The organism is Microcoleus pseudofavosus SVA1_A4, assembly GCF_036700565.1.
Lineage (GTDB): Bacteria > Cyanobacteriota > Cyanobacteriia > Cyanobacteriales > Microcoleaceae > Microcoleus.
This window is the reverse complement of record NZ_JAUBPE010000094.1, coordinates 1-24,452: the sequence shown is the minus strand read 5'-3', so window position 1 is coordinate 24,452 and position 24,452 is coordinate 1. Positions and strand designations below refer to the sequence as shown.

General features: G+C 46.2%; 19 protein-coding genes, 1 other RNA gene and 1 pseudogene. 11 read left to right on the top strand and 10 right to left on the bottom strand.

Translation table 11 applies throughout. The annotated features are described in order from the left end of the window. The first annotated feature begins 354 nt into the window (after positions 1 to 354). From QUA02_RS29120 to QUA02_RS29100, 5 genes are all read left to right on the top strand, one after another. On the top strand, positions 355 to 4,584 hold the full coding sequence (locus QUA02_RS29120) for a PAS domain-containing sensor histidine kinase (RefSeq protein ID WP_333033013.1): 4,230 nt from the start codon (positions 355 to 357) through the stop codon (positions 4,582 to 4,584). Positions 4,585 to 4,723: 139 nt separating this feature from the next. Then, on the top strand, positions 4,724 to 5,902 hold the full coding sequence (gene corA / locus QUA02_RS29115; RefSeq protein ID WP_333033011.1) for a magnesium/cobalt transporter CorA: 1,179 nt from the start codon (positions 4,724 to 4,726) through the stop codon (positions 5,900 to 5,902). A gap of 296 nt (positions 5,903 to 6,198) precedes the next feature. After that, positions 6,199 to 6,632, top strand: an RNA gene (gene rnpB, locus QUA02_RS29110) — RNase P RNA component class A. A gap of 272 nt (positions 6,633 to 6,904) precedes the next feature. Continuing rightward, positions 6,905 to 7,612 (top strand): ribonuclease III, encoded by a 708-nt coding sequence (gene rnc, locus QUA02_RS29105; RefSeq protein WP_333033010.1) that lies wholly within the window; start codon positions 6,905 to 6,907, stop codon positions 7,610 to 7,612. Between the two features lie 210 nt (positions 7,613 to 7,822). Then, complete coding sequence (locus tag QUA02_RS29100; RefSeq protein WP_333033009.1) at positions 7,823 to 9,004, top strand: Gfo/Idh/MocA family protein; 1,182 nt, start codon at positions 7,823 to 7,825, stop codon at positions 9,002 to 9,004. A 31-nt stretch (positions 9,005 to 9,035) separates the two neighbouring features. Here QUA02_RS29100 and QUA02_RS29095 read toward each other — a convergent pair whose 3' ends face one another. Beyond that, a complete protein-coding gene (locus QUA02_RS29095) occupies positions 9,036 to 11,096 on the bottom strand; it encodes an ATP-binding protein (RefSeq protein ID WP_333033008.1) in 2,061 nt (686 codons plus the stop codon). A gap of 686 nt (positions 11,097 to 11,782) precedes the next feature. Between QUA02_RS29095 and QUA02_RS29090 the strand changes: the two genes are divergently transcribed. The 4 genes and pseudogenes from QUA02_RS29090 to QUA02_RS29075 all read left to right on the top strand — a co-directional run bounded on the left by QUA02_RS29090 (position 11,783) and on the right by QUA02_RS29075 (position 14,843). Next, complete coding sequence (locus QUA02_RS29090; RefSeq protein ID WP_333033007.1) at positions 11,783 to 12,442, top strand: class I SAM-dependent methyltransferase; 660 nt, start codon at positions 11,783 to 11,785, stop codon at positions 12,440 to 12,442. A 95-nt stretch (positions 12,443 to 12,537) separates the two neighbouring features. Then, positions 12,538 to 13,137 (top strand): annotated as a pseudogene (locus tag QUA02_RS29085) (cryptochrome/photolyase family protein); the annotation flags it as partial. An 81-nt stretch (positions 13,138 to 13,218) separates the two neighbouring features. Next, on the top strand, positions 13,219 to 13,893 hold the full coding sequence (locus QUA02_RS29080; RefSeq protein ID WP_333033016.1) for a cryptochrome/photolyase family protein: 675 nt from the start codon (positions 13,219 to 13,221) through the stop codon (positions 13,891 to 13,893). 713 nt (positions 13,894 to 14,606) lie between these two features. Continuing rightward, a complete protein-coding gene (locus QUA02_RS29075) occupies positions 14,607 to 14,843 on the top strand; it encodes a DUF2811 domain-containing protein (RefSeq protein WP_333033015.1) in 237 nt (78 codons plus the stop codon). A gap of 346 nt (positions 14,844 to 15,189) precedes the next feature. Here the strand turns inward: QUA02_RS29075 and QUA02_RS29070 are convergent, their stop codons facing one another. Next, on the bottom strand, positions 15,190 to 15,432 hold the full coding sequence (locus tag QUA02_RS29070; RefSeq protein WP_333033006.1) for a hypothetical protein: 243 nt from the start codon (positions 15,430 to 15,432) through the stop codon (positions 15,190 to 15,192). 34 nt (positions 15,433 to 15,466) lie between these two features. Here QUA02_RS29070 and hemG point away from each other — a divergent pair, with 34 nt between their 5' ends. Then, a complete protein-coding gene (hemG, locus tag QUA02_RS29065) occupies positions 15,467 to 16,927 on the top strand; it encodes a protoporphyrinogen oxidase (protein ID WP_333033004.1) in 1,461 nt (486 codons plus the stop codon). A 118-nt stretch (positions 16,928 to 17,045) separates the two neighbouring features. Here hemG and QUA02_RS29060 read toward each other — a convergent pair whose 3' ends face one another. From QUA02_RS29060 to QUA02_RS29035, 6 genes are all read right to left on the bottom strand, one after another. Then, complete coding sequence (locus QUA02_RS29060) at positions 17,046 to 17,738, bottom strand: response regulator transcription factor (RefSeq protein WP_333033002.1); 693 nt, start codon at positions 17,736 to 17,738, stop codon at positions 17,046 to 17,048. A 105-nt stretch (positions 17,739 to 17,843) separates the two neighbouring features. Then, positions 17,844 to 20,039 (bottom strand): tetratricopeptide repeat protein, encoded by a 2,196-nt coding sequence (locus QUA02_RS29055; protein ID WP_333033000.1) that lies wholly within the window; start codon positions 20,037 to 20,039, stop codon positions 17,844 to 17,846. 92 nt (positions 20,040 to 20,131) lie between these two features. Then, positions 20,132 to 20,287, bottom strand: a complete 156-nt coding sequence (locus tag QUA02_RS29050; protein ID WP_333032998.1) for a hypothetical protein — start codon at positions 20,285 to 20,287, stop codon at positions 20,132 to 20,134. A gap of 258 nt (positions 20,288 to 20,545) precedes the next feature. Beyond that, positions 20,546 to 20,713 (bottom strand): photosystem II assembly protein Psb34, encoded by a 168-nt coding sequence (gene psb34 / locus QUA02_RS29045; protein ID WP_015177107.1) that lies wholly within the window; start codon positions 20,711 to 20,713, stop codon positions 20,546 to 20,548. Positions 20,714 to 20,782: 69 nt separating this feature from the next. Then, positions 20,783 to 21,814: a thiazole synthase gene (locus QUA02_RS29040; protein WP_333032997.1), complete on the bottom strand. Its 1,032-nt coding sequence runs from the start codon at positions 21,812 to 21,814 to the stop codon at positions 20,783 to 20,785. Further along, positions 21,789 to 22,307, bottom strand: a complete 519-nt coding sequence (locus tag QUA02_RS29035; RefSeq protein WP_333032995.1) for a CdiA C-terminal domain-containing protein — start codon at positions 22,305 to 22,307, stop codon at positions 21,789 to 21,791. The genes QUA02_RS29040 and QUA02_RS29035 overlap by 26 nt, the downstream gene beginning before the upstream one ends. Before the next feature lie 45 nt (positions 22,308 to 22,352). Here QUA02_RS29035 and QUA02_RS29030 point away from each other — a divergent pair, with 45 nt between their 5' ends. Further along, positions 22,353 to 23,054: a Crp/Fnr family transcriptional regulator gene (locus QUA02_RS29030; protein ID WP_333032994.1), complete on the top strand. Its 702-nt coding sequence runs from the start codon at positions 22,353 to 22,355 to the stop codon at positions 23,052 to 23,054. Between the two features lie 31 nt (positions 23,055 to 23,085). On the opposite strand, the gene QUA02_RS29025 is transcribed toward QUA02_RS29030, so the two are convergent. Next, positions 23,086 to 23,913 (bottom strand): transposase, encoded by an 828-nt coding sequence (locus QUA02_RS29025; RefSeq protein WP_333033014.1) that lies wholly within the window; start codon positions 23,911 to 23,913, stop codon positions 23,086 to 23,088. A gap of 21 nt (positions 23,914 to 23,934) precedes the next feature. Then, positions 23,935 to 24,123, bottom strand: coding sequence for an IS110 family transposase (locus QUA02_RS29020; RefSeq protein WP_325314864.1), 189 nt, complete (start codon positions 24,121 to 24,123; stop codon positions 23,935 to 23,937). Positions 24,124 to 24,452 lie beyond the last annotated feature (329 nt).

Sequence of the window (24,452 nt, the reverse complement as noted above, 5' to 3'; positions counted from 1 at the left end):
CCCGCCTATCGTGAGCTTCCCCGTAGGGACACGGCACTGCCGTGTCCCTACACTTCACAAACCTGGAATACGCTGTATTTTTCCCAAAAACCGCGTTTCTGAACGTCTCTCCCCCTCTCCTTCTCTCCCCATCTCCCTTTTGTATCCGCTGCCTCTTGTTTAAAAAAAGAGCATCTGCTCTAATTAAGTTATATTCCGAAAAATACTATTTCCTTAAAATTTTTGTATTATAGGGAACTGCACCGAAAATTGCACCGGGAACCGCAGCAGTAAAGTGCGCAAAAATATTTGAGTGGGTTAAACTTACTTTAGGAAAATTTTAGAGCTTAACTTGCAAGCGATGAAAAAATACCCATGCAGGAAGTTATCAACTTGTTTCAGTCTTTTTTCTCTAACTCTGTTGATGCTTTCCTAGAGTGCGATCGACAGCAAAATTACCTCTCGATAAATCCTGTTGCTGCTGCTTGGATGGGATTGGAACCTGCTGAAATAGTAAACAAAAATAATCAGGAATTATTGCAATTATATCCCAATAATGCTGCTCTCAAAAATATAATCTCGCAGATGGATTCCTGCCTGCAACAAGTATTTATCACAGGGGAAAAAAGGCTGGCAATTCACGAGGTGACGGCGGCAGACGGCGGGATTAAAATTTACGAAACGGCTTACACGCCAGCGGTGGATGCCTCTAGCAACCAGATGCGGGTTTTCGGCGTTGGTAGAGATATCACCAGGCACTACCGCTGGCAGCAGCAGAAAACTCAACAGTTGCGCCGATCGAACCATTTACTGTGGTTGAATGCAGCTAACAGTCCCCTGGCAATGGTGGGCTGGGATGAAGATTTTCGGATCGTTCAGTGGTCGAAACGCGCTGAAGAACTCTTTGGCTGGACATCCGATGAGATGATGGGCAAGCAGTTCGGCGATTTAGATTTGGTTTGCGAAGAAGATAGAGAGGCTGTAAGCGCGATCGAACTCGAACTGGCCACCGGCAACGGCAATACTTCAATTAACCAAAATAAAACTAAAAGCGGACAGGTAATTTGGTGTCGCTGGTTCAACTCGATTATTCGCAGCGGCGATACTTTTACCGTGCTTTCTTTGGTGGAAGACATCACCGATCGCAAACGGTTGGAATCAGAAAAAGCCCAAGCTTCTCGCCTCACAGCAATGGTAGCCGATGTCGGTATTGCCCTCACCAAACACCCTCAAGATATCCTGCTTCCCTGCTGCGAGGCAATGGTGCAAAATCTCGATGTCGCCTCTGCTGAAATTTGGACTTTTAACTCTCAACATAATGGTTGGGAATTGCAAGCAGCCTCGGGAATCTACAGCCGTACAGACGATCGGGCTAGCTTTATTGAAAGTAAAGTTAACTCGATCGCCAAACAGCAAAAACCGGAATTTGACTGCGGATTTGAACTGAATAATTTTGGACTCCCGGAGGAAGAATCCGAAGCAGCAGCACACTATTCTGAAATAGCAATTATCAACAGCCGTCAAAATCCGAAAAATTGCCAAATCCCCAAGCAAATTCTCACCTTCGCCGGCTACCCTTTAATTGTGGAAGAACGGCTGGTGGGAGTCATGGTAATTATCAGCCGCCAACCGCTGAGTGCACCCTTTCAGGAAACTTTAGCATCGGTTGCCGATGTCATCGCTTTAGGCATCGAACGCAAGCGTGCAGAAGCCGAATTAAAGTCAGCTAGAGGGTTCCTCAATTCCGTAGTAGAAAATCTGCCGGTGGGAGTTTTTGCTAAAGATGCTTCTTCGCTGAAATTTGTGCTGTGGAATAAAGCGGGAGAAACGATCGCAGGTGTTACCTCTCAAGAGGCGATCGGGAAAAATGACTACGATATTTACCCTAAAGAACAAGCTGATGTTTTCACAGCTCAAGACAGGGAAATATTGACCGGTCATCACAATCAATCTACTGTTCAAGACATAGCCGAAGAGCCGATCCAAACTCGCCACAAAGGTATGAGAATACTGCACACCCGCAAAGTGCCAATTCTCGACGCTCAGGGCCATCCTCAGTACGTTTTGGGGATTACTGAAGATATTACCGAACGCAGGCAGGTAGACGAAAGCGTGCGCCTCTACGACCAAATTGTCGAGAATATGCAAATTGGTTTGTACGTCTACCATTTAGAAAATATAGACGATGACAGCACTCTCAGGGCGATCGCCTCGAATCCCGCAGCTACCAAGTTTACCGGATTAGAAATGGCCGACGTTTTGGGCATGACAATCGACGAGATTTTTCCTCATTTGCGATCGAAAAACATTCCCCAAGCATTTGCTTCGGTAATTATAGGCCAAAAAGCCGTAGAAGTTGAAGATATTGACTGCGATGAATGCGGCAGAATAACTCGCGCTTTTTCTATTAAAGCTTTTCCGCTGCCCAATAACTGCGTTGGCGTTGCTTTTGAAAATATTACCGCTCGTAAATCCCTGGAATTAGAACTCAAGGTAGCTTTGGAACAAACCGAACGTTCCGAACAATTGCTTCGCACGGTAATTGATGAAAACAGCGACTGGATTTTTGCCAAAGATAAAAATTTTCGATATATTTTGGCAAACAAGAGTTTCCTTAAAGCTATTAACAGAACCCTAGAAAACACGATTGGAAAAGATGATTTACAATTAGGATTTTCGGTAGGATTAGTGTTTGGAAATGCCGCAAAAAATATCCGTGGCTTCCGCACCGACGACTCGGCGGTACTGGCCGGAGAAACTCTCCGCAATCCCTACGATCCGGCAACTGTTGCTGATGGTTCAGTACATATTTTTGATACCCAAAAAGTCCCTCTGCGCGACGCTGAAGGCAATGTATTCGCAGTGCTGGCTTTCGCTCACGATATTACTGAACGCCATCAAGCTCAAGAAGCTTTGCGTAGAAGTGAAACAAGATTTCGCTCTTTGGTAGCTAATATTCCGGGAGTAGTTTATCGCTGGCAGTGCGATTTTTTTGCAACTTTTATTAGCGATGCTGTTTACTTGCTAGCGGGCTACCCTGCTGCGGATTTTATTTCGCCTTTGGACAGGGGAAGCCGGACTTTTGCTAGCATTATTTACCCGGAAGATTTGGCAAAAGTAGAAGCAACTATTAGGCAAGGAATAGAAAACAAACAGTCTTATAACTTGGAATACCGCTTGCTAGCAGCAGACGGCACGGTTAAATGGGTGTGGGATAAAGGTTCTCCTGTATTCGCTGAAGATGGGAGCGTTGGCTGTTTGGACGGGGTGATTTTTGATATTAGCGATCGCTACTACGCCGAGGAAGCATTGCGCCAAAAAACTTTAGAGTTAGAATCAGTTTTTCGCGCTTTGCCTGATTTGTATTTCAGACTAGATGCTGACGGTATAATCGTGGATTATTTGTCAGGAAGTTCCTCGGATTTATACCTATCTCCCGAACATTTTATGGGCAAACGAATGACAGACATATTGCCACCAAATGTCGCCAGCCAATTGGCTCAAGCAATCTTTGAAATTTCCGAACACAGAAATTCGATCGATATAGAATATTCGCTTTCCATGTCGGAAGGAGACAAAACTTATGAAGCCAGACTGTTGCCTTTTAATTCAGATCAAATTATTATTCTAGCTCGCAACATAACTCTGCGCAAACAGGCTGAATCTCAATTAAAACATAAAAATCACCAGCTCGAGCAAACATTGAAACAATTAGGAAGGACTCAAGCTCAACTAATTCACGCAGAAAAAATGTCTGGTTTGGGACAGCTCGTCGCGGGAATTGCTCACGAAATTAATAATCCTGTCAGTTTTATCTACGGCAATATCATTCACGCTAGCGAGTATGCCAAAAACTTGCTGCAACTGTGCAGTTTGTATCAAGAACATTACCCGAAACCTGTTTCTGTTATCGCGGAGTTTGCTGAGGAAATAGAAGTTAAATTTATAAAAGACGATTTCCCGCACCTGCTGAACTCAATTCAAACCGGAGCAGATCGGATTCGCGAAATTGTTCAGTCTTTGCGAAACTTTTCCCGCCTGGAAGAATCAGATATTAAGCGTGTCGATATCCACGAAGGAATAGACAGCGCTCTGTTAATTTTGCAACACAGACTTAAAGAAAATGGCAGAAATCGTAATATTGAAATAGTTAAAGAATATGGGAAACTGCCACCGGTACAGTGCTACGTCGGACAGTTAAATCAAGTGTTTATGAATATTTTAAATAATGCTATTGATGCTTTAGCAGATGTCAGGAATAGGAAGTTGGAATTGGCGAGTGCAACGGATGCCCAAGGGCAAGATTTTTCTGGTTTACCTTTAAGTTGCGGCGCATTGCCTGGGATTCGGATTCGCACGGAGGTTTTGGAGAACAATCGGGTGGCGATCGCAATTTCAGATAACGGATTGGGAATGGCAGAGTCTGTTAAGTCTCGGGTATTTGACCCGTTTTTTACTACTAAACCAGTAGGCAAAGGTACAGGTTTGGGACTGTCTATCTCCTATCAGATTGTGGTGGAAAGACACGGGGGCACGCTGCGGTGCATTTCTGTGCCTGGAGGGGGAACTGAATTCGCGATCGAGATTCCAATTCGGCAGAGGTAATGAGTCAGTTGACTGTTGACTGTTGACTGTTGACTGTTGACTGTTGACTGTTGACTGTTGACTGTTGTCATTGGGAATTGGTCGTTTTACTGGAAAAATGATAATCTAATTAAAGATACTAAGAGTCAGGAATATCAACATGGTATACAAAGGCATACATACTTCTAGTGCAGTTGCAAAACCAATTAAAGATGATGATGATGATGATTCCTACGTTGACTATTTTTATGACGATCCGGGGGCTCCGCCGGGAACTCTCGACTTAGAACCCGATGCGCCGCCTCCAGAAATTGTATTAATTGACTATTGCGAGGCAACAGCTACTCGCTCGAAATTGGCAAATCCTCAAGAAGCTGCTGCGTATTTAGATACAGAATCAGTGTCTTGGGTTGATATGTTGGGATTGGGAAATAAAGAAACTTGGCGACATATGGGCGAAGTGTTTAATTTGCATCTTATGACTCAAGAAGATGTGGTTAATGTGCCACAGCGCCCTAAAGTTGTAGATTACGAAAATCACCTTTTAATCATTGCCTGGATGGTGATGATTAAGCCGAATTCAGATAATTTTCACAAAGAACAAGTTAGTTTTCTATTGGGTAAACATTACCTGGTAACTATTCAGGAAGAACCGGACTATGATTGCTTTGGGCCCGTGCGCGATCGCATTCGTAAAGGACAAGGAAGTATTCGCAAGCACGGAACCGATTATCTGGCTTATACTCTGTTAGATTCGATTATAGATGGATTCTTCCCAGTATTAGAAGTGTACGGAGAGCGGATTGAAGAACTAGAGGATGAAGTGGTGGTGAACCCCACCCGCAGAACCCTGGAAAAAATATATAAAATCCGGCGAGAATTGCTGACGCTGCGCCGCGCAATTTGGCCGCAGCGGGATGCAATTAATACTTTAATTCGCGATAGCAGCGATTTGATTAGTCCAGAGGTGCGAATTTACCTGCGCGACTGTTACGATCACACGGTGCAGGTGATGGATATGGTGGAAACTTACCGGGAATTGTCTTCGGGTTTGATGGATGTTTACTTGTCTTCTGTTGGCAATAAAATGAATGAAATCATGAAACTGCTGACAGTGATTTCTAGTATCTTTATTCCTCTAACTTTTGTGGCGGGAGTATACGGGATGAATTTCAATACAGAGAAATCGCCTTTGAATATGCCGGAACTGAATTGGTATTTTGGCTATCCGCTTTGTTGGGCGATCATGGTAGCGATCGCCTCTGCTTTAGTTTACTTCTTCTGGCGGCGCGGCTGGTTTGAAAACTTTTCTACTGTGAAAGATGACTCAGCAAAATAACCGGATTTTAAATTTTGGATTGAGGATTGAATAATTCAAAATCCTGTTATGGACAAAGGTTTCCTGCCCCTAGTTGAAGCCGTGTCATAAATCCAAAAATTTTAAGTTTCCAGATTCATTCGTGAGTGGATTTAAGGAGATTTGCATTGAAATTTAATTGTTTGGCGGGCTTTCCTACCACCGCACAAGAGTTTGAATAAACACAAATGTCAAAATTAAGTGGGCGACAACTTAAAATCGTAAATCTAAAATCCCACATTGATTGACGATCGATCGCGTACAATAAATCTGGGGAAAAAGTAGGCGCAGGCGGTTGCGGATTAGCGAAAGCTTGTCTGAGGAAAGTCCGGGCTCCCGAAAAACCAAACTTGCTGGGTAACGCCCAGTGCGAGCGATCGTGAGGATAGTGCCACAGAAAGATACCGCCAATTAGTCATTAGTCAGCAGTCATTGGTCATTAGTAAGTAACTGAGGATTTTTGACTGGGAAGCAACAACTAATTTGGTAAGGGTGCAAAGGTGCGGTAAGAGCGCACCAGCAGCATCGAGAGGTGCTGGCTCGGTAAACCCCAGTTGGGAGCAAGGTCGGAGGGACTATGGTTGGTTTTTTACCAGTTCCGTTTTTTGGTACCGCTTGAGGCGTCTGGTAACAGGCGTCCCAGATAGATAACTGCCCTCGAAAACTGCTTGCAGTTGAGAGAACAGAACCCGGCTTATGTCCGACTTTTTCCCCCCCAATTTAATTAAAATTACCGCTTGGGAATAAGGCCAACAAATCCTTTCGACCTGCCTTATTTTGGGCTGCGGTGGGCCATAAGCAACCGGAGGAATATTTAGTTTTTTAAGGAAAAGTTTTTTATTAATATGAATCTGATACCAGTTTCAAAAAAGAATGCAACTTTAGACAAGCTCCAAACCCGGATAGTCATCCGTCATTCCCAATTCTAAAATCTAAAATCTAAAATCTAAAGTCTAAAATCTAAAATCTAAAATCTAAAATGGTATGATTTATCCGGGTCGCCAAAAGCAACTTGAAACATTAATTCAAAAATTGGGACTGCCGAAGGATTGTTCGATAAAATGGCATCTCCTCGATTTAGCTTTGACTCATGCGAGCGCGTCAGCTAAGGCAAATTACGAGCAACTAGAGTTTGTAGGCGATGCAGTCGTGCGGCTGGCGGCGTCGGAATTGTTGTTTGAGATTTATCCCGACTGTACAGTGGGGGAATTTGCTGCGATTCGATCGATCTTGGTGAGCGATCGCATTCTTGCTAAAATCGCTGAAAGTTACGGGTTCGATCGCTATTTAATTGTTTCCAGCAGCGCCGCCTCCGACAAAACAGGCGCTGAACCCCGACTGGCCGATGCTTTGGAAGCCGTACTCGCCGCGCTTTATTTGAGCGTCAATACCTTAGAATTAATTCGCCCTTGGCTAGATTCTCACTTTCAACACCTAGCGGCCCAAATCCGCAGCGATCCGGCCCGCCAAAATTACAAAGCTGCTCTCCAAGAGTTGACTCAAGGCAAATACAAAACTTTGCCCAAATATAGCGTGCAAGAAACCGGGACAGTGCAGGGCGGGGAGGATCGTTTTACCGCAGAAGTTCTCATTCAGGGAGAGTTGGTAGCAGAGGGAAAAGGTCGATCGATCAAAGCGGCAGAACAAGCAGCGGCTCAGGCAGCTTTTAATAAATTAGTCAGTAGTCAGTAGTCAGTTGGCAGTTGGCAGTTGGCAGTTGGCGGTTGGCAGTTGGCAGTTGGCAGTTGGCAGTTGGCAGTAGTTAGTAGTTATTTGTTATTTGTTATTTGTTGTTTGTTAACTGCTACCAATAACAGTCAACAGTGATTGTTTTGGATTAAAACATAGATAATAATCACAACATATGGTATAATAAAATTGCGATTTTTAAAATTATAATCAATGAAAATCGGAATAGCTGTATTGGGTGCGGGCCGCTGGGGAGTTAACTTAATTCGCAACTTTCTCGAACATCCCAACAGCCAAGTTTTAGCGGTGGTAGACCCGAATCGAGATTCATTGGCGGCCGTCCAAAAACAATTTAATCTCCATTCCTCGGTGATTCTAGCTACCGATTGGTCTCAAGTGCAAGAATTGCCGGGACTGGAAGCTGTGGCGATCGCCACTCCAGCTTCCACACACTACACCCTCGCAGCAGCAGCGCTGAAACAAGGCTACCACGTCTTAGCAGAAAAACCCCTCGCCCTCAACCTCACTGAAGCAATAGAACTCTGTCAATTAGCCGAAAAACAGCAGCGGCAACTCTTCGTTGACAACACTTATCTATTTCATCCAGCAGTCGATCGAGGCCAAACAATTATTCAACAGCATCAACTCGGAAAATTGCGCTACGGTTACGCCCAGCGCACGCATTTTGAACCCGTGCGCCATGACGTTGATGCCCTTTGGGACTTGGCCGTTCACGATATCGCTATTTTCAATACTTGGCTCGGACAAACCCCAATTAAAGTAAGGGCGATCGGCACTGTTTTTCCGAAGGAAGAAGGAAGAGGGAAGAAGGAAGAAGGAAGGAGGAACAAGGAAGAAGGAATAAATAAAGAACCAGCAGGAGAAATAGAAAATCAATTTGCTTCTTCACGGATGACTGGGAATCATTCAGAAGGACTAGCCGATTTAGTCTGGGTAACGCTTACCTATCCCGACGGATTTCAAGCATTCATTCACCTGTGCTGGCTAAATCCCGACAAACAACGGCGCTTAACAGTTGTTGGCAGTTTGGGAACCTTGATTTTTGATGAAATGTCGCCAGAAACCCCCCTGATTTTGCAGCGAGGCAATCTCAATTGCGGGGGCGAGGAGAATAACTCTTTTGAAAGTGCGTTAGCGAAGCCCTCGAAGAGGATCGCACCGCAGCCAACGGGCTTCAGACACCGCGAAGTGTTGAATGTAGAATCGACAGAACCGCTGCGGCGAGTGTGCGATCGCTTCCTCAACTGCGTGCAAACAAATACCCCCTGCCCTACCTCTTCCGGCTCCGCCTCCGTCGAATTAATCCGCATTCTCAGCGCTTTGAGCAAATCCCTCGAACTCGGCGGACAGCCCCTAATATTATTTGAGATTTGAGATTTGAGATTTGAGATTTGAGATTTGGAAATCACTCGTAACTTTTGAAATTTCCCTTTTCCGTTACCAAGTCCTGGCTGTGAAAATAAAAACTTGACTGCTGATTTACAGGTAAAGAAATCATCACCGCAGTACCTTGATTCGCACCCGCGCTGTGCAGGGTAATGCTTCCGATCATAGATTCCATTATCCTTCGCGAGATAGCCAAGCCCAAACCGTTACCGCCAAACTTGCGAGTTGTAGAACCATCAGCCATCACAAAAGGTTGAAACAATTTCTGCTGGTGTTCGGGAGCGATACCAATTCCCGTATCTTTAATTGTCACCACCACCCAATTGTTTTGACCGCCCTGGCCCTGGCCGATCGCACTTTCCGAGGCACTGCCGTTAAAACTAGCAGAATTATTCCTACATTCTAACCGCACAGATATATTAATGCTGCCCGACTCTGTAAACTTAACGGCATTGCTCAACACGTTCAAAAACACCTGTTTTAGCTTCTCTGGATCGGCATGAACAATAATCGGATCGTGAGGTTCGGGCAAGCTTAACTTCAAACCTTTTTCCTCAATTTGAGGTACTTGCAAATCAATCGCGTCTTCCAGTACCTGGGTAATATCAACTACTTCTAACATCATGGAGAAAGTGCCGGCTTCTATTTTAGCAATGTCCAAAATATCATTAATAATATTGAGCAATTGCATTGACGAGTCGTGGGCCCGCTGCAAGAATTCCATCTCTTCATCTCGGTCATCGCAGTAGCCGTCCCGCACAATTTGAATAAAACCAATAATCCCGTTGAGCGGCGTTCTCAGTTCGTGAGAAATATTGCCCAAAAATTCATTTTTTAACTGATTGGCAACTTGCGCTTCCTTGGTTGCGACTTCCAATTCTCTGGCCCAGGATCTGAGGCGCTGCACCATGCTGTTGAGTGCTTCTGATAGTTGATTAAATTCCCTAATTTGGAAATTTTGCGGCACTGCCTGCGGCGCTTCTGTATCCACTTTCAGCGCGTAGTCTCTCAGTTTTTCCAAAGGACGCGCCAAGTCGCGAGACAGATATAAAGTCGCGACGATACTAGCAGCAACCAAACCGACAATTAAATTAAATAAAACTTGCTGAATTTCTTCCAAACCTGATAGAGCGTAATCTAAACGAGAGACAGCTAAAATAATCCACTTGCTGTTCTCCTGTTTAGTTGAAGGACTGGGGATAGCCGCGTATCCTGCTAGCAACTCTACACCATTTTTTTCAAAGGAAAATAGGTGGAGAAAAGCTTGTCCGCCGGCGATCGCCCTTTTGACAATACTTTTTAGTCGATCAGCATCTGCCTCGGCGTCGATATTGCGGCCCACGCGGTCGATATTCGGGTGCGCCAAAATCGTCCCATCTTGGTCGATCGCCACCGTATAGCCGGCTAGAGAGCCCTTGGGAGCGCTGGTTTGCACCGGCAGAGCCGACTGCAAACTCAACGCATAACTCAACTGCCTGCTGTTTCCCCGACGAATGTAAACAGGAGCACTCAACACCAAACTCACTTGGCTGTCGCGGCCTTCTTTGCTCGCATCTGGAAAATCCTCAGCACCCCCAGCCACCTTCTTGCCGTTGGCTTTCCCCTGTCGCTGCACGGGCCAGGACAGACTGATGTAAACGCTCTTGTCGTCCAGCAGCGTTTGCTGCTGCTGCACCTTCGGCCAAAAATTGGCAGGCAGCGACTGAATCGGCTGCTGCCCGCAAGTGCTGGCTATGACTTGATTTGTCTGTAAATTAGTCAATTGCAAGCAATCAACCTGCGCGGGCAACCGCTGCCCTAATTGCGCGATAAACTTTTGATAATCCTTCGGCTCTACAGACTGCAACATCGAGTTTTCCGAAGCGCCGATCAGATTCGACTTCAGCGATTTCGCCCACTGTTCAATAGTTTCTGCTTTTCTGACTGCACTTTCGGTCAAGTTTTGACGAGCAGTTTCCAGAAGCGTCGAGCGTGCCTTGCGATAGGTAACATACTCCCCCACCAGCAGAACAGGTACGCTGAGCAACAAAATCCGCGACAGTAAAATACGGCGAAAGGAGGATTGACCTAACTTAACCATAGGACGTATCTAAATTAAGGTACAACACCCAACAGCGACCATAGTGCAATAAACCAGACTGAAAGCGCGAATTTGTCTAGGGTGCTCTGCTGACGGGACAACACAGCTTCCGAACAACATTTAAACACAAAATTATATGAAGCCACTGTAGTAATCTCGATTCTAAGTGTGTGGACTTAAAGATGCTCAGCAGTTTCTTGGGCAAATGGCTGTGATTTCTGTCACACTTCCCTCCTCAATTCTCGGATCGACTTGCACCCGATCGCCCTGGGACAAAATCTTTCAGGCTGTAAAAAAGCCTCGGGTTGCCAGACCGCAGTTGGTTGAAGGTAAAATCGCATAGCTGCACTCGCCGGGCCGAAGGTAAGAGGTTAAAAGTTGTGTCTCCGGCTAGTGTACCCAGAAAATTATTGCTGGAACGCAATTTTTCTTTCCGAATCCCTTCGAGAGATGCCCCATCCAATGAGCGATTCGAGATTCTGCACCCTGTGAAAGATTTCTTTTGACATCCGATGATGGATTCGGTAACAACAATTCACCTGTCAAACAAAAAGAATGAGATGATCGAGTTGCCGATCGACTCTCACAACCCCGCAGGTGGCGAACATTGGCCCAAACAGTGCACCCACTCTCCGTAAATTTGCGGTAAATTTGCGGTCTCGGCAATACTCTCCATAGCTTAATCGATGAAAAAAAACTCCAGCAATTATACATATTATTACACAAACAACCGTCCCAGATATCATCACGCTTATTTGATATCTCCCCTTTTAGAAATGGTGGCGACACTCCAGGATGCCAGCCAGACAAAACTCCGAGTTTTGGATCTCGGCTGTGGCAATGGCAGCCTCAGTCACGTCATCGCAGAGCACGGCTGCGAAGTAGTCGGCGTTGACAGTTCTGCACCCGGAATTGCCATCTCCCGTCAAAGTTTCCCCGAGTGTCAGTTTATCCAAGCAGATATTTACGAACTCCCCGATACCGATATGCTGCACTCATTTGATATTGTCTTAGCCATTGAAGTAATCGAACACTTACTTTATCCTAAAGAACTGGCAAAAGCTGCAAAAAACTGCCTCAAGCCGGGAGGCAGGCTAATTATTTCCACCCCCTATCACGGTTATTTAAAAAACCTGGCATTAGCTGTTTCTGGAAAATTAGACAAACATTTTACCGTACTTTGGGATAACGGTCACATTAAATTTTTTTCAGTAGAGACGCTGACAAAATTATTAACATCGGAAGGATACACCGACATTAAATTTAAATTTGCTGGTCGGTGTCCCTATCTTTGGAAATCAATGTTATGCTCTAGTAAGTTCTCGGGAGAACCGGAAAAAACATGAGTTATGACTTGTAATTTTTCAGCTAATCAAGTTTCCTGAATTGACAACCAGCACTCATGAAAAGTAAAAAATAAGTTTCAGCTAAAAAAAGTAAAATGACTGCGGGCGTTTGGATACTAGGCGATCGACTTTGGCAGAACCAAGCAGCTCTCAACCGCAGCCTCGATGATAAATCTTCCCTACCCGTAATTTTAATTGAATCTTGGCAACACGTTCAACAGCACCCCTACCACCGACAAAAATTAGTATTAATTTGGTCAGCCGAGCACTTTGCAGAAGAATTGCGCGGCGCTGGCTGCCAAGTCACTTACACAACATCTGGCGACTTTGAAACACCTCTCAAAGCTTGGATTCAAGCTCACAAAATCACGGACTTGCGGGTGAAGGCGCCGAACGATAGACCTTTTTTACAGCTCGTTCAAAACTTGCAAATTTCCTGCAAAATAACCCTAATTCCCAACAATCAATTCCTGCGAACAGAAACAGAATTCCCAAATTGGGCATCAAGCCGCAAACGTTTGTTAATGGAAGACTTCTATCGAGCCAGCCGCCAGCGTTTCCAAGTTTTAATGGATGGCAATAAACCTGTCGGAGGTAAGTATAATTTTGACAAATAAAATCGCCAGCCGCCAAAAGGAAAACTGAATACACCGAAAGCTCTTTGGTTTGAACCGGACGCCATAACTCAAGAAGTTATCGCACAAGTTAAATCTCTATATTTCCCAAGTTACGGAAATATTGAACCTTTTCGCTGGGCGGTTACACTAGAGCAAGCATTGCAAGTATTAGATAATTTCATCGAACAGCGTTTCCCCACTTTTGGCCCTTATCAAGACGCGATGGTAACGGGGGAGGAAACAATGTGGCATTCCCTGATTTCTCCGTATCTTAATCTGGGCTTGCTGCATCCTTTAGAAGTTATTCAAACCGCCGAAACAGCCTACCTCGACAATAACTTAAATTTAAACACCGTCGAAGGTTTTATCCGCCAAATTCTGGGCTGGCGAGAATACATTCGCGGTGTGTATTTTTACGTGGATGCTGATTATTTTCAGAAGAATTGGTTTAACCACACTCAGCCGCTGCTGGAGTTTTTTTGGGACGCCAGCAAAACTGATATGAACTGTTTGCACCAAGTTTTAACTCAAGTCGAAGGCAGCGGTTACGCGCACCACATCCAGCGGTTGATGATTTTGAGCAATTTTGGTCTAATTGCGGGAATCTCGCCGACTCAGCTAGAAAAGTGGTTCCACAGCGCCTTTATTGATGCCTGTGACTGGGTAATGCAGACTAATGTGCTGGGCATGGGTTTGTTTGCTGACGGCGGTGTGTTGGCGTCGAAACCCTACGCTGCGAGTGCGAATTACATCAATAAAATGAGCGATTATTGTCGGGGGTGCAAGTTCGATCAATTTTTTCTACTGGGACTTCCTGGCGCGCCACCGGGATAAACTTCAGTCGATCGGTCGCATGAGCTTTATCTTAGCCAACCTCGACAAAATGCCACCCCAAAAACTGGCGATTATCCGCCAAAAAGTCGCAGAGTGGCACTTAGTCAGTTGACTGTTGTCAGTTGTCAGTTGTTAATCCTTTGCAGTGGCTAATAACAAATAACCAATAACATTAATCAACAGTCAACAGTCAACAATGCCCCATGCCCCATGCCCCATGCCCCATGCCCTTAACATTAATCAACAGTCAACAGTCAACAGTCAACAATGCCCAATGCCCCATGCCCCATGCCCCATGCCCTTTGCAATTCTTATTTTTTCTCTGACTTTTCCTTAAACATTCCACAGCGTTTCCACAGGCAAGTCTGAGGTTTTCCACAGATTTGAGGAAGTTTTCCACAGAAATTAACGGCACGGTCGGATCTTGCTGCGGAATTGGGGATTTCGTTAGCCTCCTGCCCAATTCCTCATACAAACCCAAATAATATAAAGTTATGTAACAAAAAATGCCATGTAAAGCTGATTATTTCGTAAATCTTTTTTTTACATAAAGGAGTTTGTAACATTTCGCAACATTGACAAACCCACCCCCTGATAGCGCACAATGATGCGACCGACCTAAAAAAAGCGCTCTAATTTCGGCTGTGCCTGCACCTGTATCCGGCCGAAAGGGGGGTTTTGTTTTCAATTTATTAGCGAGACTAAAAAAAATGATGAACCCAACAGTCAGTATTTTTGCCGAAATTCCCGAAACGCTGCACGATTCTCTCAAAACTTACCTGGAAACTCATCCCGAATGGGATCTAGACCGAGTATTCTCCGCGTCCCTGTCGCTGTTTTTGTTGCAGAATGCCGACAGCGGTACGCCGGAAGCCTCGCGCAGCTACCGCCAAGCTGCCAAAGTTTATCTCGAAACTTTGTTTCAATACCCTCATCAGAAAATTGGGTAGAAACCTCGTCACTTCGGCGTAGTTTATCCTGAGCGTAGCCGAAGGGCTCAGTACATCGCCTTTTAGGACGGCTTTATATTACAATATAATTGGTCAACGACCCACCCGAGACGATGGATCAAACAGCCTATACGAGCGAAGTTCAGCCTTGTGCTGGCGGCGAAGCAAAATCGGTAGACCGGGAAAAGAGGATAGGGCAATGGTAAACATCCTTAGAATCAAAACGAAGAAGAATTCCGTTTGGTATTCGACACGTAAAAACCGCAGGGCTTGCGGGGTTAGTCTGTGGAGCGAACATAAGACCAAATCTCTTTTAGGGTGGAGGCAGTTGCGAAGAAGCAGAAATTCAAATCGTGAGGTTTGGGAATCCCCGTACCTTCAGGTCGGGGTGGATGTCAACAAGACTTGCACAGCAACAATGTAACTCCGTCGTCGTGAAAGAGATGGGGAGATGGGGAGACGGGGAGACGGGGAGAGGCTTGAGAAATGCAGGACAGCTTACCAATTCCAGATTCCCGATTCCCAATTCGGTAATCTGAAAGCGGTTTTGCAGTACGCCCAGCAAAGAACGCAAGCCGTGCAAAGCCATGTAACATAAAGATTGCGATATTTTTCTATGTAATATGGAACTATTAGATACCTTGATTGTTGGTGCGGGTATTAGCGGTTTGAGTGTGGCGCACGCACTTCACAAGGAAGCAACGAGTGGATCGCCGTTGAAGATTTTAGTAGCTGAGAGTCAGGGACGTGTGGGCGGGAACATCACAACTGCGACAGCGGGGGGGTTTCTCTGGGAAGAGGGCCCGAATAGTTTTTCGCCGACGCCAGAATTGATGAAGTTGGCTGTGGATGTGGGGCTGAAGCAGGAGTTGATTTTTGCCGATCGCAAATTGCCTCGTTTTGTTTATTGGCAAAATAAGCTGCAACCGGTGCCGATGACTCCACCGGCGATGATTCAGTCTCAGTTGCTGAGTTTTCCGGGGAAACTGCGGGCGCTGTTCGGGGCTTTGGGGTTTGTCGCGCCGGCAATGGGCGATCGACTTTCGCAGCAGGGTGACGAGGAAACTGTTTCTCAATTTTTCTGCCGTCATCTCGGTACGGAAGTGATGCAGCGGTTGGTGGGACCTTTTGTTTCTGGGGTTTATGCGGGAGATCCGCAACAACTTAGCGCGGCTGCGGCTTTTGGGCGGGTAACAAAGATGGCTGATGTGGGTGGCGGGCTGGTGGCGGGGGCGCTGCTTTCTGCTAGGAAAAGGCCGAAGCCAACGCCGGCAGACCCGAATGTGCCGTCTACTAGGCCGGGGGAGTTGGGGTCGTTCAAACAGGGGTTGAAGGCTTTGCCAGAGGCGATCGCTGCTCAATTGGGCGATCGGCTAAAACTCAACTGGCACCTGACTCGCCTCCAGCGCACAGAACGCGAAACTTACATTGCTGTATTCTCGACCCCCGACGGACAGCAGGAAATTGAGGCCCGCACCGTGGTTTTGACAACACCGGCTTATGTTACAGCCGAGTTGTTGCAGCCTCTGCAACCGGAAGTCAGCAGCGCTTTACAAGCTTTTACTTATCCTACGGTTGCCTGCGTTGTCCTAGCATATCCGGTGTCAGATGTCAAGGGTAAATTAGTGGGATTTGGAAATTTAATTCCGAGGGGGCAGGGAATTCGCACTCTGGGGACGATTTGGACATCGAGTTTATTTGCCGATCGCGCGCCTGCGGGCTGGCACACTCTCACCAGTTTCATAGGCGGGGCAACAGACTCGGACATTGGCAATCTCGACTCAGAACAAATTGTTGGGGAGGTGCATCGAGATTTATCTCGGATGTTGCTGAAGCCGAGTGCGGCGCAGCCCAAAGTTTTAGCGGTGAACCTGTGGAAGCGGGCGATTCCTCAGTACAATTTGGGTCATATTCAGCGCCTGCAAGAAATCGAGAACGGCTTAAAATCTTTGCCCGGGGTGTATTTGTGCAGCAACTACGTTGGCGGGGTGGCTTTGGGAGATTGCGTGCGCCGGGGTTTTGAAAGTGCGATCGAAGTGGGCGAGTATTTGCAGAATAAGCAATCAGATACTCGATCGATCTGAATTATTGCGTGGGGAGGGCGGGTTTACAAATATCGAGTATGTTAATCAGAGATATTCGTGAACCCGCCCCTATACAGCCTTCTGCCTTGTGTTCCGGCGGACGTGCCGGCGAATGCTACTAAGTTGTTGGCTCAAACTTGTAACCCACCCCCCGGACGGTTTGAATCATCGAAATTTGAGTGGTCTCTGGTTCAATTTTGCGGCGAATTTGACCGATATGGACATCCACCACGCGATCGGCTCCTACATACTCGTAGTCCCACACTTCATGCAGCAATTCCGATCGCCTCCACACGCGACCGGGTTTGCTGGCCAAACAGTACAGCAGGTCGAATTCTAAAGCAGTCAAAGCAACTATCTGACTGCCGATAATCACCTCGCGGCGAACCGGATCTATTAGTAGCTGTCCAAAGGTAAGAGTTTGTTGTTCGGCGGGAGTAACAATGCGCTTGCGCTTCAAAATTGCTGCAACGCGAGCTCCAATCTCTACAAGACTGAATGGTTTAGTAATGTAGTCGTCAGCACCTTCGGCAAACCCTTTCATTTTGTCAGCTTCATCAGTTCGGGCAGTCAGCATCAATACAAACACCCCCGTCCGTCTTTGCATTTCTTGACACAGTTTGAAGCCAGTAGTATCGGGTAAATTTACATCTAGAACTACTAAGTCAGGATTGAGTTGCTCAAATAATTCCAGACCAGTCTGACCGTCCTGGCCAGACTCAACTTGATAACCTTGCTGGCTTAAAAAACGGTGAATTAAATTTCGGATTGCCGGGTCGTCATCAACCACAAGGATTTTTACAGGGGCCATGACCACAACTTTTCTTGAATAATTAGGCAAGAATATTCAGCCATAATAATAGAAAACTGGATACAAATCTGAAAAAAATTGAGCTTTTAATAGTTATAGCCATATTTATAACCTACGCAAGATTTCGGGCAATAAATCTCCGGGAACTTTGGATAAGGCTAAATTTTGGCCTGGCAGCCCGCATTCACTATAGAAAGCTCTAATCGTTTTAACAATATAGCTTAATGCTGTTTGCCGGGAATCAGCAGCTTGGGAGTTGGCCGCAAACGGCAGGTTGAGTTTATCCCCATATGTTAACCCTTTGTCCTGAAGATGTTGTCCCCATGCGGCGCACACTTGCAACTGATGGTGCAGTGCTGCTTCTAGATGGCTTGTCTGTGCGGCTTTGTTGACGGCGAAATCTGGGTCTGTGGCTAGTTGGTAGTGGGCTAGTCCGAGATTGTTGCGGGCGGCCGAGCTGTCAAAGGTGAGTTGGGTTCGATCGAGCTCTCCGGCGATATCCAGGGCGGCTTCGTAGGCGGTAATCGCCTGCTGCAATGATTCCGTCCGCGCCTGTTTCTGCTGGAACTGGTTCGCCAAATGCCAATAAGCGGTACCGAGATTGTTGTAGGTGGCTGCTGCTGCTGCGGGTACTAATTCTCGGGTGCGGTATTTCAAGGCTTCGCGGTAGGCCTCAATCGCCCTGACGGTGAGGGGTTCTGAGGGTTCGTGCTGGGCGAGGTTCCAGCAGGCGGTACCGAGGTTGTTTTGCACTCCGGCATAGTTGAGGGGTTCTCGTTCGGGACTGTAGCACCAGAGGGCTTGGGTGTAAGCTGCGATCGCGCTTTTGAGATATGCGATCGGCTCACCGTCTTGGGCTAAATTCCAGTATGCTGTCGCCAAATTATTCTGAGCCGCAGCATACTGCTGGGGTTCGACTGCGGGGTCTAAATCCAGCAGCGCTTGTTGGTAAGCTGCAACTGCTTGCTGCAAGTTCTCTGTCTTGTCTTGATAGCGGGCTAAATCTGCCGAAGCGATTCCCAAATTTTTGTTTAATCTAACGCGGGTTTGGGGTGCGCTCTCGGCATCTGTTCGATTCAAACCTTCAAGGTAGAGGGCGATGCTGCGTTCGAGGCAGGATACCGGATCTGAGGTGTTATGCTGCGTGCGATCGCGCGAGAGCATCCAGTAGAAAGTGCCGAGATCGTTGAGGAGATCGGAAATTGGCGGTAGGCTGTTGGACTCTTGGGCGTACTGATTTAAATTTTGTGTCAATTGGGCAATCAACCGCGCGCATTCGTCGGTTGGTGGTTGATTTTGCTGCAAGTTGGTGTCGAGTTCGAGGTACGCAATCACTTTCTCGATCGCGCCAATGGCGATTGTCAGGTTTTGCTCTGAAGCGTCTCCGCCCAGAATGCGATCGCGGTAGCAATTCCCCAAATTGTAATAAGCCAAAGCTAATGCTTCGGAACAGCACTGATGTTCTTGCAGTAATTCTATGTATTGCAGAGTTTGCAGCGGCTCAAAATTGTCCTCCGATGCGACATTATTTTCTGCTTCCAACTCCTCTGAAGCCGCTGCTAGAACCAAATCTGCCAGTTCGACGGATTTAGAATCAGGCGCCCTGGATGGGGAATCGGGAACTTGGGATGGTTCCTGGGGAATTGGGAATTGTCCAGATAAAGAAGATATTAAAAATTTGTCGCCGGAGTCTCCGTTGTCCCGCAAGGAACCCAAGTTTTCCGAGTTCCCGAAGTCCTCGGAGTACCCTCCGTCTCCCTTAGCTGGAGTTGGTTCGCCTTCAAACTCAAATACTCCGGTTCGCCATTGCCAAAATTCCGGTGCCGATTGCTCGATCGAACTCAGCCAGGGGCGCGACACCCACAGCAACAGAGTAGACTCGCACATTTGCAGGTGTGCTTCGATGTCCCTCAAATAGCTCAGGAACGACCACTGTACGGCTGCTGAGTGCCTGCTCAGGTTTTCTGCCCCGATAATTTGAAATCCCGGCAAACGGCTGTAGCTGCCCCTGTTTTGGGGCGGTTGGTGTTGGGTCAACCACGCGGCGATCGAGCCCCAAGGATTTGGATCGCTCAAGTCGAGTTCCAAACTGACAAATCGGGGGTACTCGATCGGGGAGCGAGGAATGGAGTCGGCGCTGGCTAATTCTGCCTGCAAGCGGGCTGCCAGACAGTCCCGCAAGCACAAGTCGTCGCAGGCGGCGATAAAAATTTGACGGCGTAAATTGAGGTCGATCGCTTGTTTCAAGCGTTGGTATATCTGCTTGTTCGAGCTAGAAACTTTTTGGGAAGGAATAGACATCACGGTCAGCCGATTTTAGATTTTAGATTTTAGATTTTGGATTGTAGATTTTAGATTTTAGATTTTAGAGTTGAGAGTTGAAATCTCGATCGTTAGCAGAGGTAGGGACAAGGTAGTGCCGTGTCCCTACGACACTCGAAGAGCGATCGGGGGTGTACTTCATAAACGTGGAATCTGCTGTAAATCGCAACTCTGTCCGAACTGCCGTCAATCGCACCGGTGATGACCAAAGGATTGTAGATTTTCAATTGGCAAATTTATGTTTTTGACGCTCGCGTCTGATTAATTGCCACCCAAGTCCCTGAGCCCGAACGCAGAGATGAATAAACAAAATTTATGCTTGTCTTATTTAGTTTTTCAGCTCGCAACGCACGCTTCAGGAATGTTGCCACTACCTGCTTTTATTGAAACACAAAAACCATGTTTCCCTGGGTAAAGAAAACATGGTGTGTGGAAGGATTATTTTAAATTGTGATTTGAAGCAGCTTTGAGTGTCAGGGCAGTTTTCAGACTGAGGCCGCCACAAACACCAAACCGGCCACTAACATAGCTGCTGCAATACCCATGATGATGTAGTTGCGTTGCTGATTTTTGTTGGGAGGTACGGCTTCATACACCTTCGGCTCTTTAGCAAAGTTGTTCAGGCGTCCATCGTCATCTTTGATGTAAGGCATCAGTCACAATCCTTAATATTTTTGATGTTTACAACTGTACCAAAAAAGCGCCCAGGAAAATTCGGGAATTTATTTTGAGGTGACAGTACCGGTTTCGGGGGAAGAGGCGATCGCATAATCCTTGACGGGCATCCTACCTGCTAAGTACGCCATCCGCCCCGCTTCTGCTGCCATTCCCATTGCTTTTGCCATCGCGGGGGAATTTTGGGCATTGGCGATCGCCGAATTAATCAACAGTGCATCGGCTCCCATTTCCATTGCTCGGGCCGCTTCGCTGGGAGTTCCGATCCCGGCATCGACAACCACAGGAATATTTACCGTGTCAATAATTATTTGAATGTTGGCCGCATTGTTGATTCCTTGCCCGGAACCGATCGGCGAACCTAAAGGCATGACTGTCACGCAGCCGACTTCTTCTAGGCGTTTGGCTAGCAGGGGATCGGCATTGATGTAAGGCAAAACAGCAAAACCTTCTTTGACTAATTGTTCTGCTGCTTCCAAAGTGCCGATCGGATCTGGCAGCAAATACTTAGCATCTGGAATCACTTCTAATTTGACAAAATTATTATCTTCTTGCCCTAAAAGTTTCGCCATTTCCCGGCCCAAACGAGCTACTCTAATGGCTTCATCCGCAGTTTGACAACCGGCAGTATTTGGCAGCATCCAAATTTTAGTCCAATCCAGAGCCTCTGCCAATCCTTCATGACCGGGAGCATTTGTTTGCACTCGCCGCACAGCTACGGTAACAATTTCGCACCTGCTAGCGTTGACGCTTTGCTGCATTTCTGCAATGCTGCGATATTTTCCCGTCCCCGTCATCAAGCGAGAATGAAAAGTTTTGCCGGCAATAATTAGAGGCTTGTCTAAAGGTGGAGTTGCCGTATCTACTGGATAGCCAAAAATACTGTACTCAAGAGCCTCTTCCCACTGTGTTCTGCCGCCCATCATCTTTTCAAGCTGCCAACCTTCTTCATTTGTTAGATCGTCGCGGGTAACAGCATATAAAATTTGCCCTAGAGTAATTAGTTTAGCATCTCGCGGCATATTGTTCTGCAATCCACGCCCTACAATCTCTTTAAATTCGCTGAAATGATCTTCCATTTTTCCACTCTTCCCTTGTGATGATTTGAATCTGTTCGCTGTTAAACACCAAAATTATTTTTTGAATTTGCTTTTCGGTATCCCAAAACAGAGCTTGTTTGATGCCAGCGTTGATTTTCCAAACTTCGTAAACTTCTCGGTTGATGTGAAAAATAACGGCTGATGCCCCTTGATTTTTCGCTCTACTGATGCCTTCTTGCACTCGGTCTCTGATGTTTTGAGTCTGTTCTGTCAACTCCTTAAATTCGCAAATCTCACCGTCGATCTCAGCATCTGGCGTTCGGACACTCTCTCCTGCTTGCTCGCTCAACATTCTAACTCTCTTCCCTATTTTAGCCAAAACTTCAGCAAGAAAGATTTCTGAATTATTAAGATTGTGTTGTTGGTGAATTAGCACAAATCCGCCAGCTATCTCATCAAAATAATGCCGTCGATATTCGGGTTCTGCATTTTCGTAGATGGCTCTGCTTGTCTCGATATATTCTGAATTCACCGTTACTATACTCTCAATGGACTCGGAGCGGCTAAAGTTAAATTTATGAAAGCAACTGTCGAGCAACTGGCTCAAATTGGCATATTTGCCAGCTTAAACCGAACAGAATTAGAGCGATTGCAAGAACATACAGCAATTCGGACTTACCGACAGGGAGAAGTTGTGATGTATGAAGGCGATCGCATCCCCGAAAAATTATACACTCTTTTGAGCGGTTCTCTGCGGGTGGCAAAAACAGCGGCGGCGGGCAAAGAAACAATTCTCCGCACTTTATTTCAGGGAGATATTTTTGCCGCACCTGGTTTGCTGGGCAACGGGATAGCCCCCGCAACGGTGACAGCAGAAACTGACGTGCAAGTTCTTACCACAAAACGGGAAGTTTTGCTAGCAGCAATTCGGGAAAATCCCGAGATTGCTTTGCGAATATTGGCAATTTTTAACCAGCGGTTGCAGCAACTGCACGAGACAGTACACGGGTTGGTGTCGGAAAGGGCGATCGTGCGGCTGGCGAGATTTATTCATTACTTTGGCGTCGAGCAAGGTACGAAGATTGCGGATAATAGTGTATGTTTAGAAAAACGTTTTCCCTACTATCAAATTGCTCGCAGTATTGGAATTACCTACGAAGAATGCGTGCGGTTGTTTAAGAAACTCAAGCCGTTTGTATCCTACAGTCGAGGCGGTAAAATTACTGTGTTGGATTGGCAAAAATTGGAGGATATCGCCTCGGGAGATGAAATAGATTAAATGTTAAAATCCCAATTCTTGTAGGGGCGTTTCAGATCCTGTGCGGTTGACTGGCGATCGAATCATTTGCGCTCTCGTAGATACTGTCTTGACCTGTCAAGGGGTAGCAAGCAAATAAGTTGGATCGAAAGGCTTTTGGGACTTTAAAATACCAAAAGCCAAATGCACCAACTTCCGATATCATTGCACCAATCACCTGCATTTTGACCTTTCCACGACCCAATAATCGCTCAGTCATGGCTTTGAGCAAAGGATTACAACGCATCGCCACCACCGCAGGCATATACAATGCCTTTCGCAATCGGACATTTCCCGTACAAGACAAACGAGTTTTGCCATGCACAGAAGTTCCTGAACTACGCTCACAGGGAGTCAAACCTGCATAAGCTGCGAGTTGACGAGCATTTTTGTAATCTTCAATCCGACCAACTTCAGCTAACAATACAGCGGCAGTTTGTTCTCCAATTCCTGGAATCGAAGTCAATAGCTCGCGCTGCTGTTTTAAATGTGGATGTTGGTCAAAATGATCGCTAATCATTTTTTTGATTTCTGCTTGTTGTTCTTTGATGTATTCCAAATGAGCTCTGGTAAGTTTAGCTACGGAAACTGTAGCTGTTTCTAAACGATTCTCTTCCTGTTGATACATTTGGGTCAAAGATTCTAGTCGTCGCAGTAAAGCTTGTAATTCCTTGACTTCAAACGGGGTTGGCTTCCAGAATGACGGTTTAATCGCTGCACAAAAACGAGCAATTAATGCTGCATCTACAGAGTCGGTTTTAGTACGCAAAAGTTCGCTTTTAGCAAACCCTTTAATCCGAGCCGGATTAACCACACTCACCTGGTAGCCTGCTTCATACAGAAATTCAGCTAGGGCATCGACCTAATTGCTCGTAGCTTCCATACAAGCATGAAGTTCTTCAACACCTTGTTTTTTGAGCCACTGATTTAAGCTCTCAAACCCTTCGGTATTATTCGTGAACTTTTTTGGTTTTGAGCCACGTTCTTCTTTCAGTAAAAAAACATGAAAGTCTTTTTTACTGATATCTATGCCTAAAAATGTCGGTGTCATTGTTTGCTCCAAGCTCCCTGTTTGTATGAAAGAACATGACAGGCAATTTAACTAACCTTATAAATGCAGGCTGTCCCGTGAAAACGAGCGCCTAAGATACCGCCTGTGCTTTTTATATGCGCCTGTCATCAGTCATGGGAGCTTATCTACGCAACAGACTTGTGAGTGTCTAAGGGGCGGGCCAACTTCACCAATTTCTGATGTCCGATCACAACACTTTTTACTGTCATGTGTACCTTAAGGAAGAAACTTTAATAGACCTCCTGCGAAAGTCTGATAGAATTGTAAAACAGATAGAAATTCAACTAATCAAAAATGAGTTACGAAAA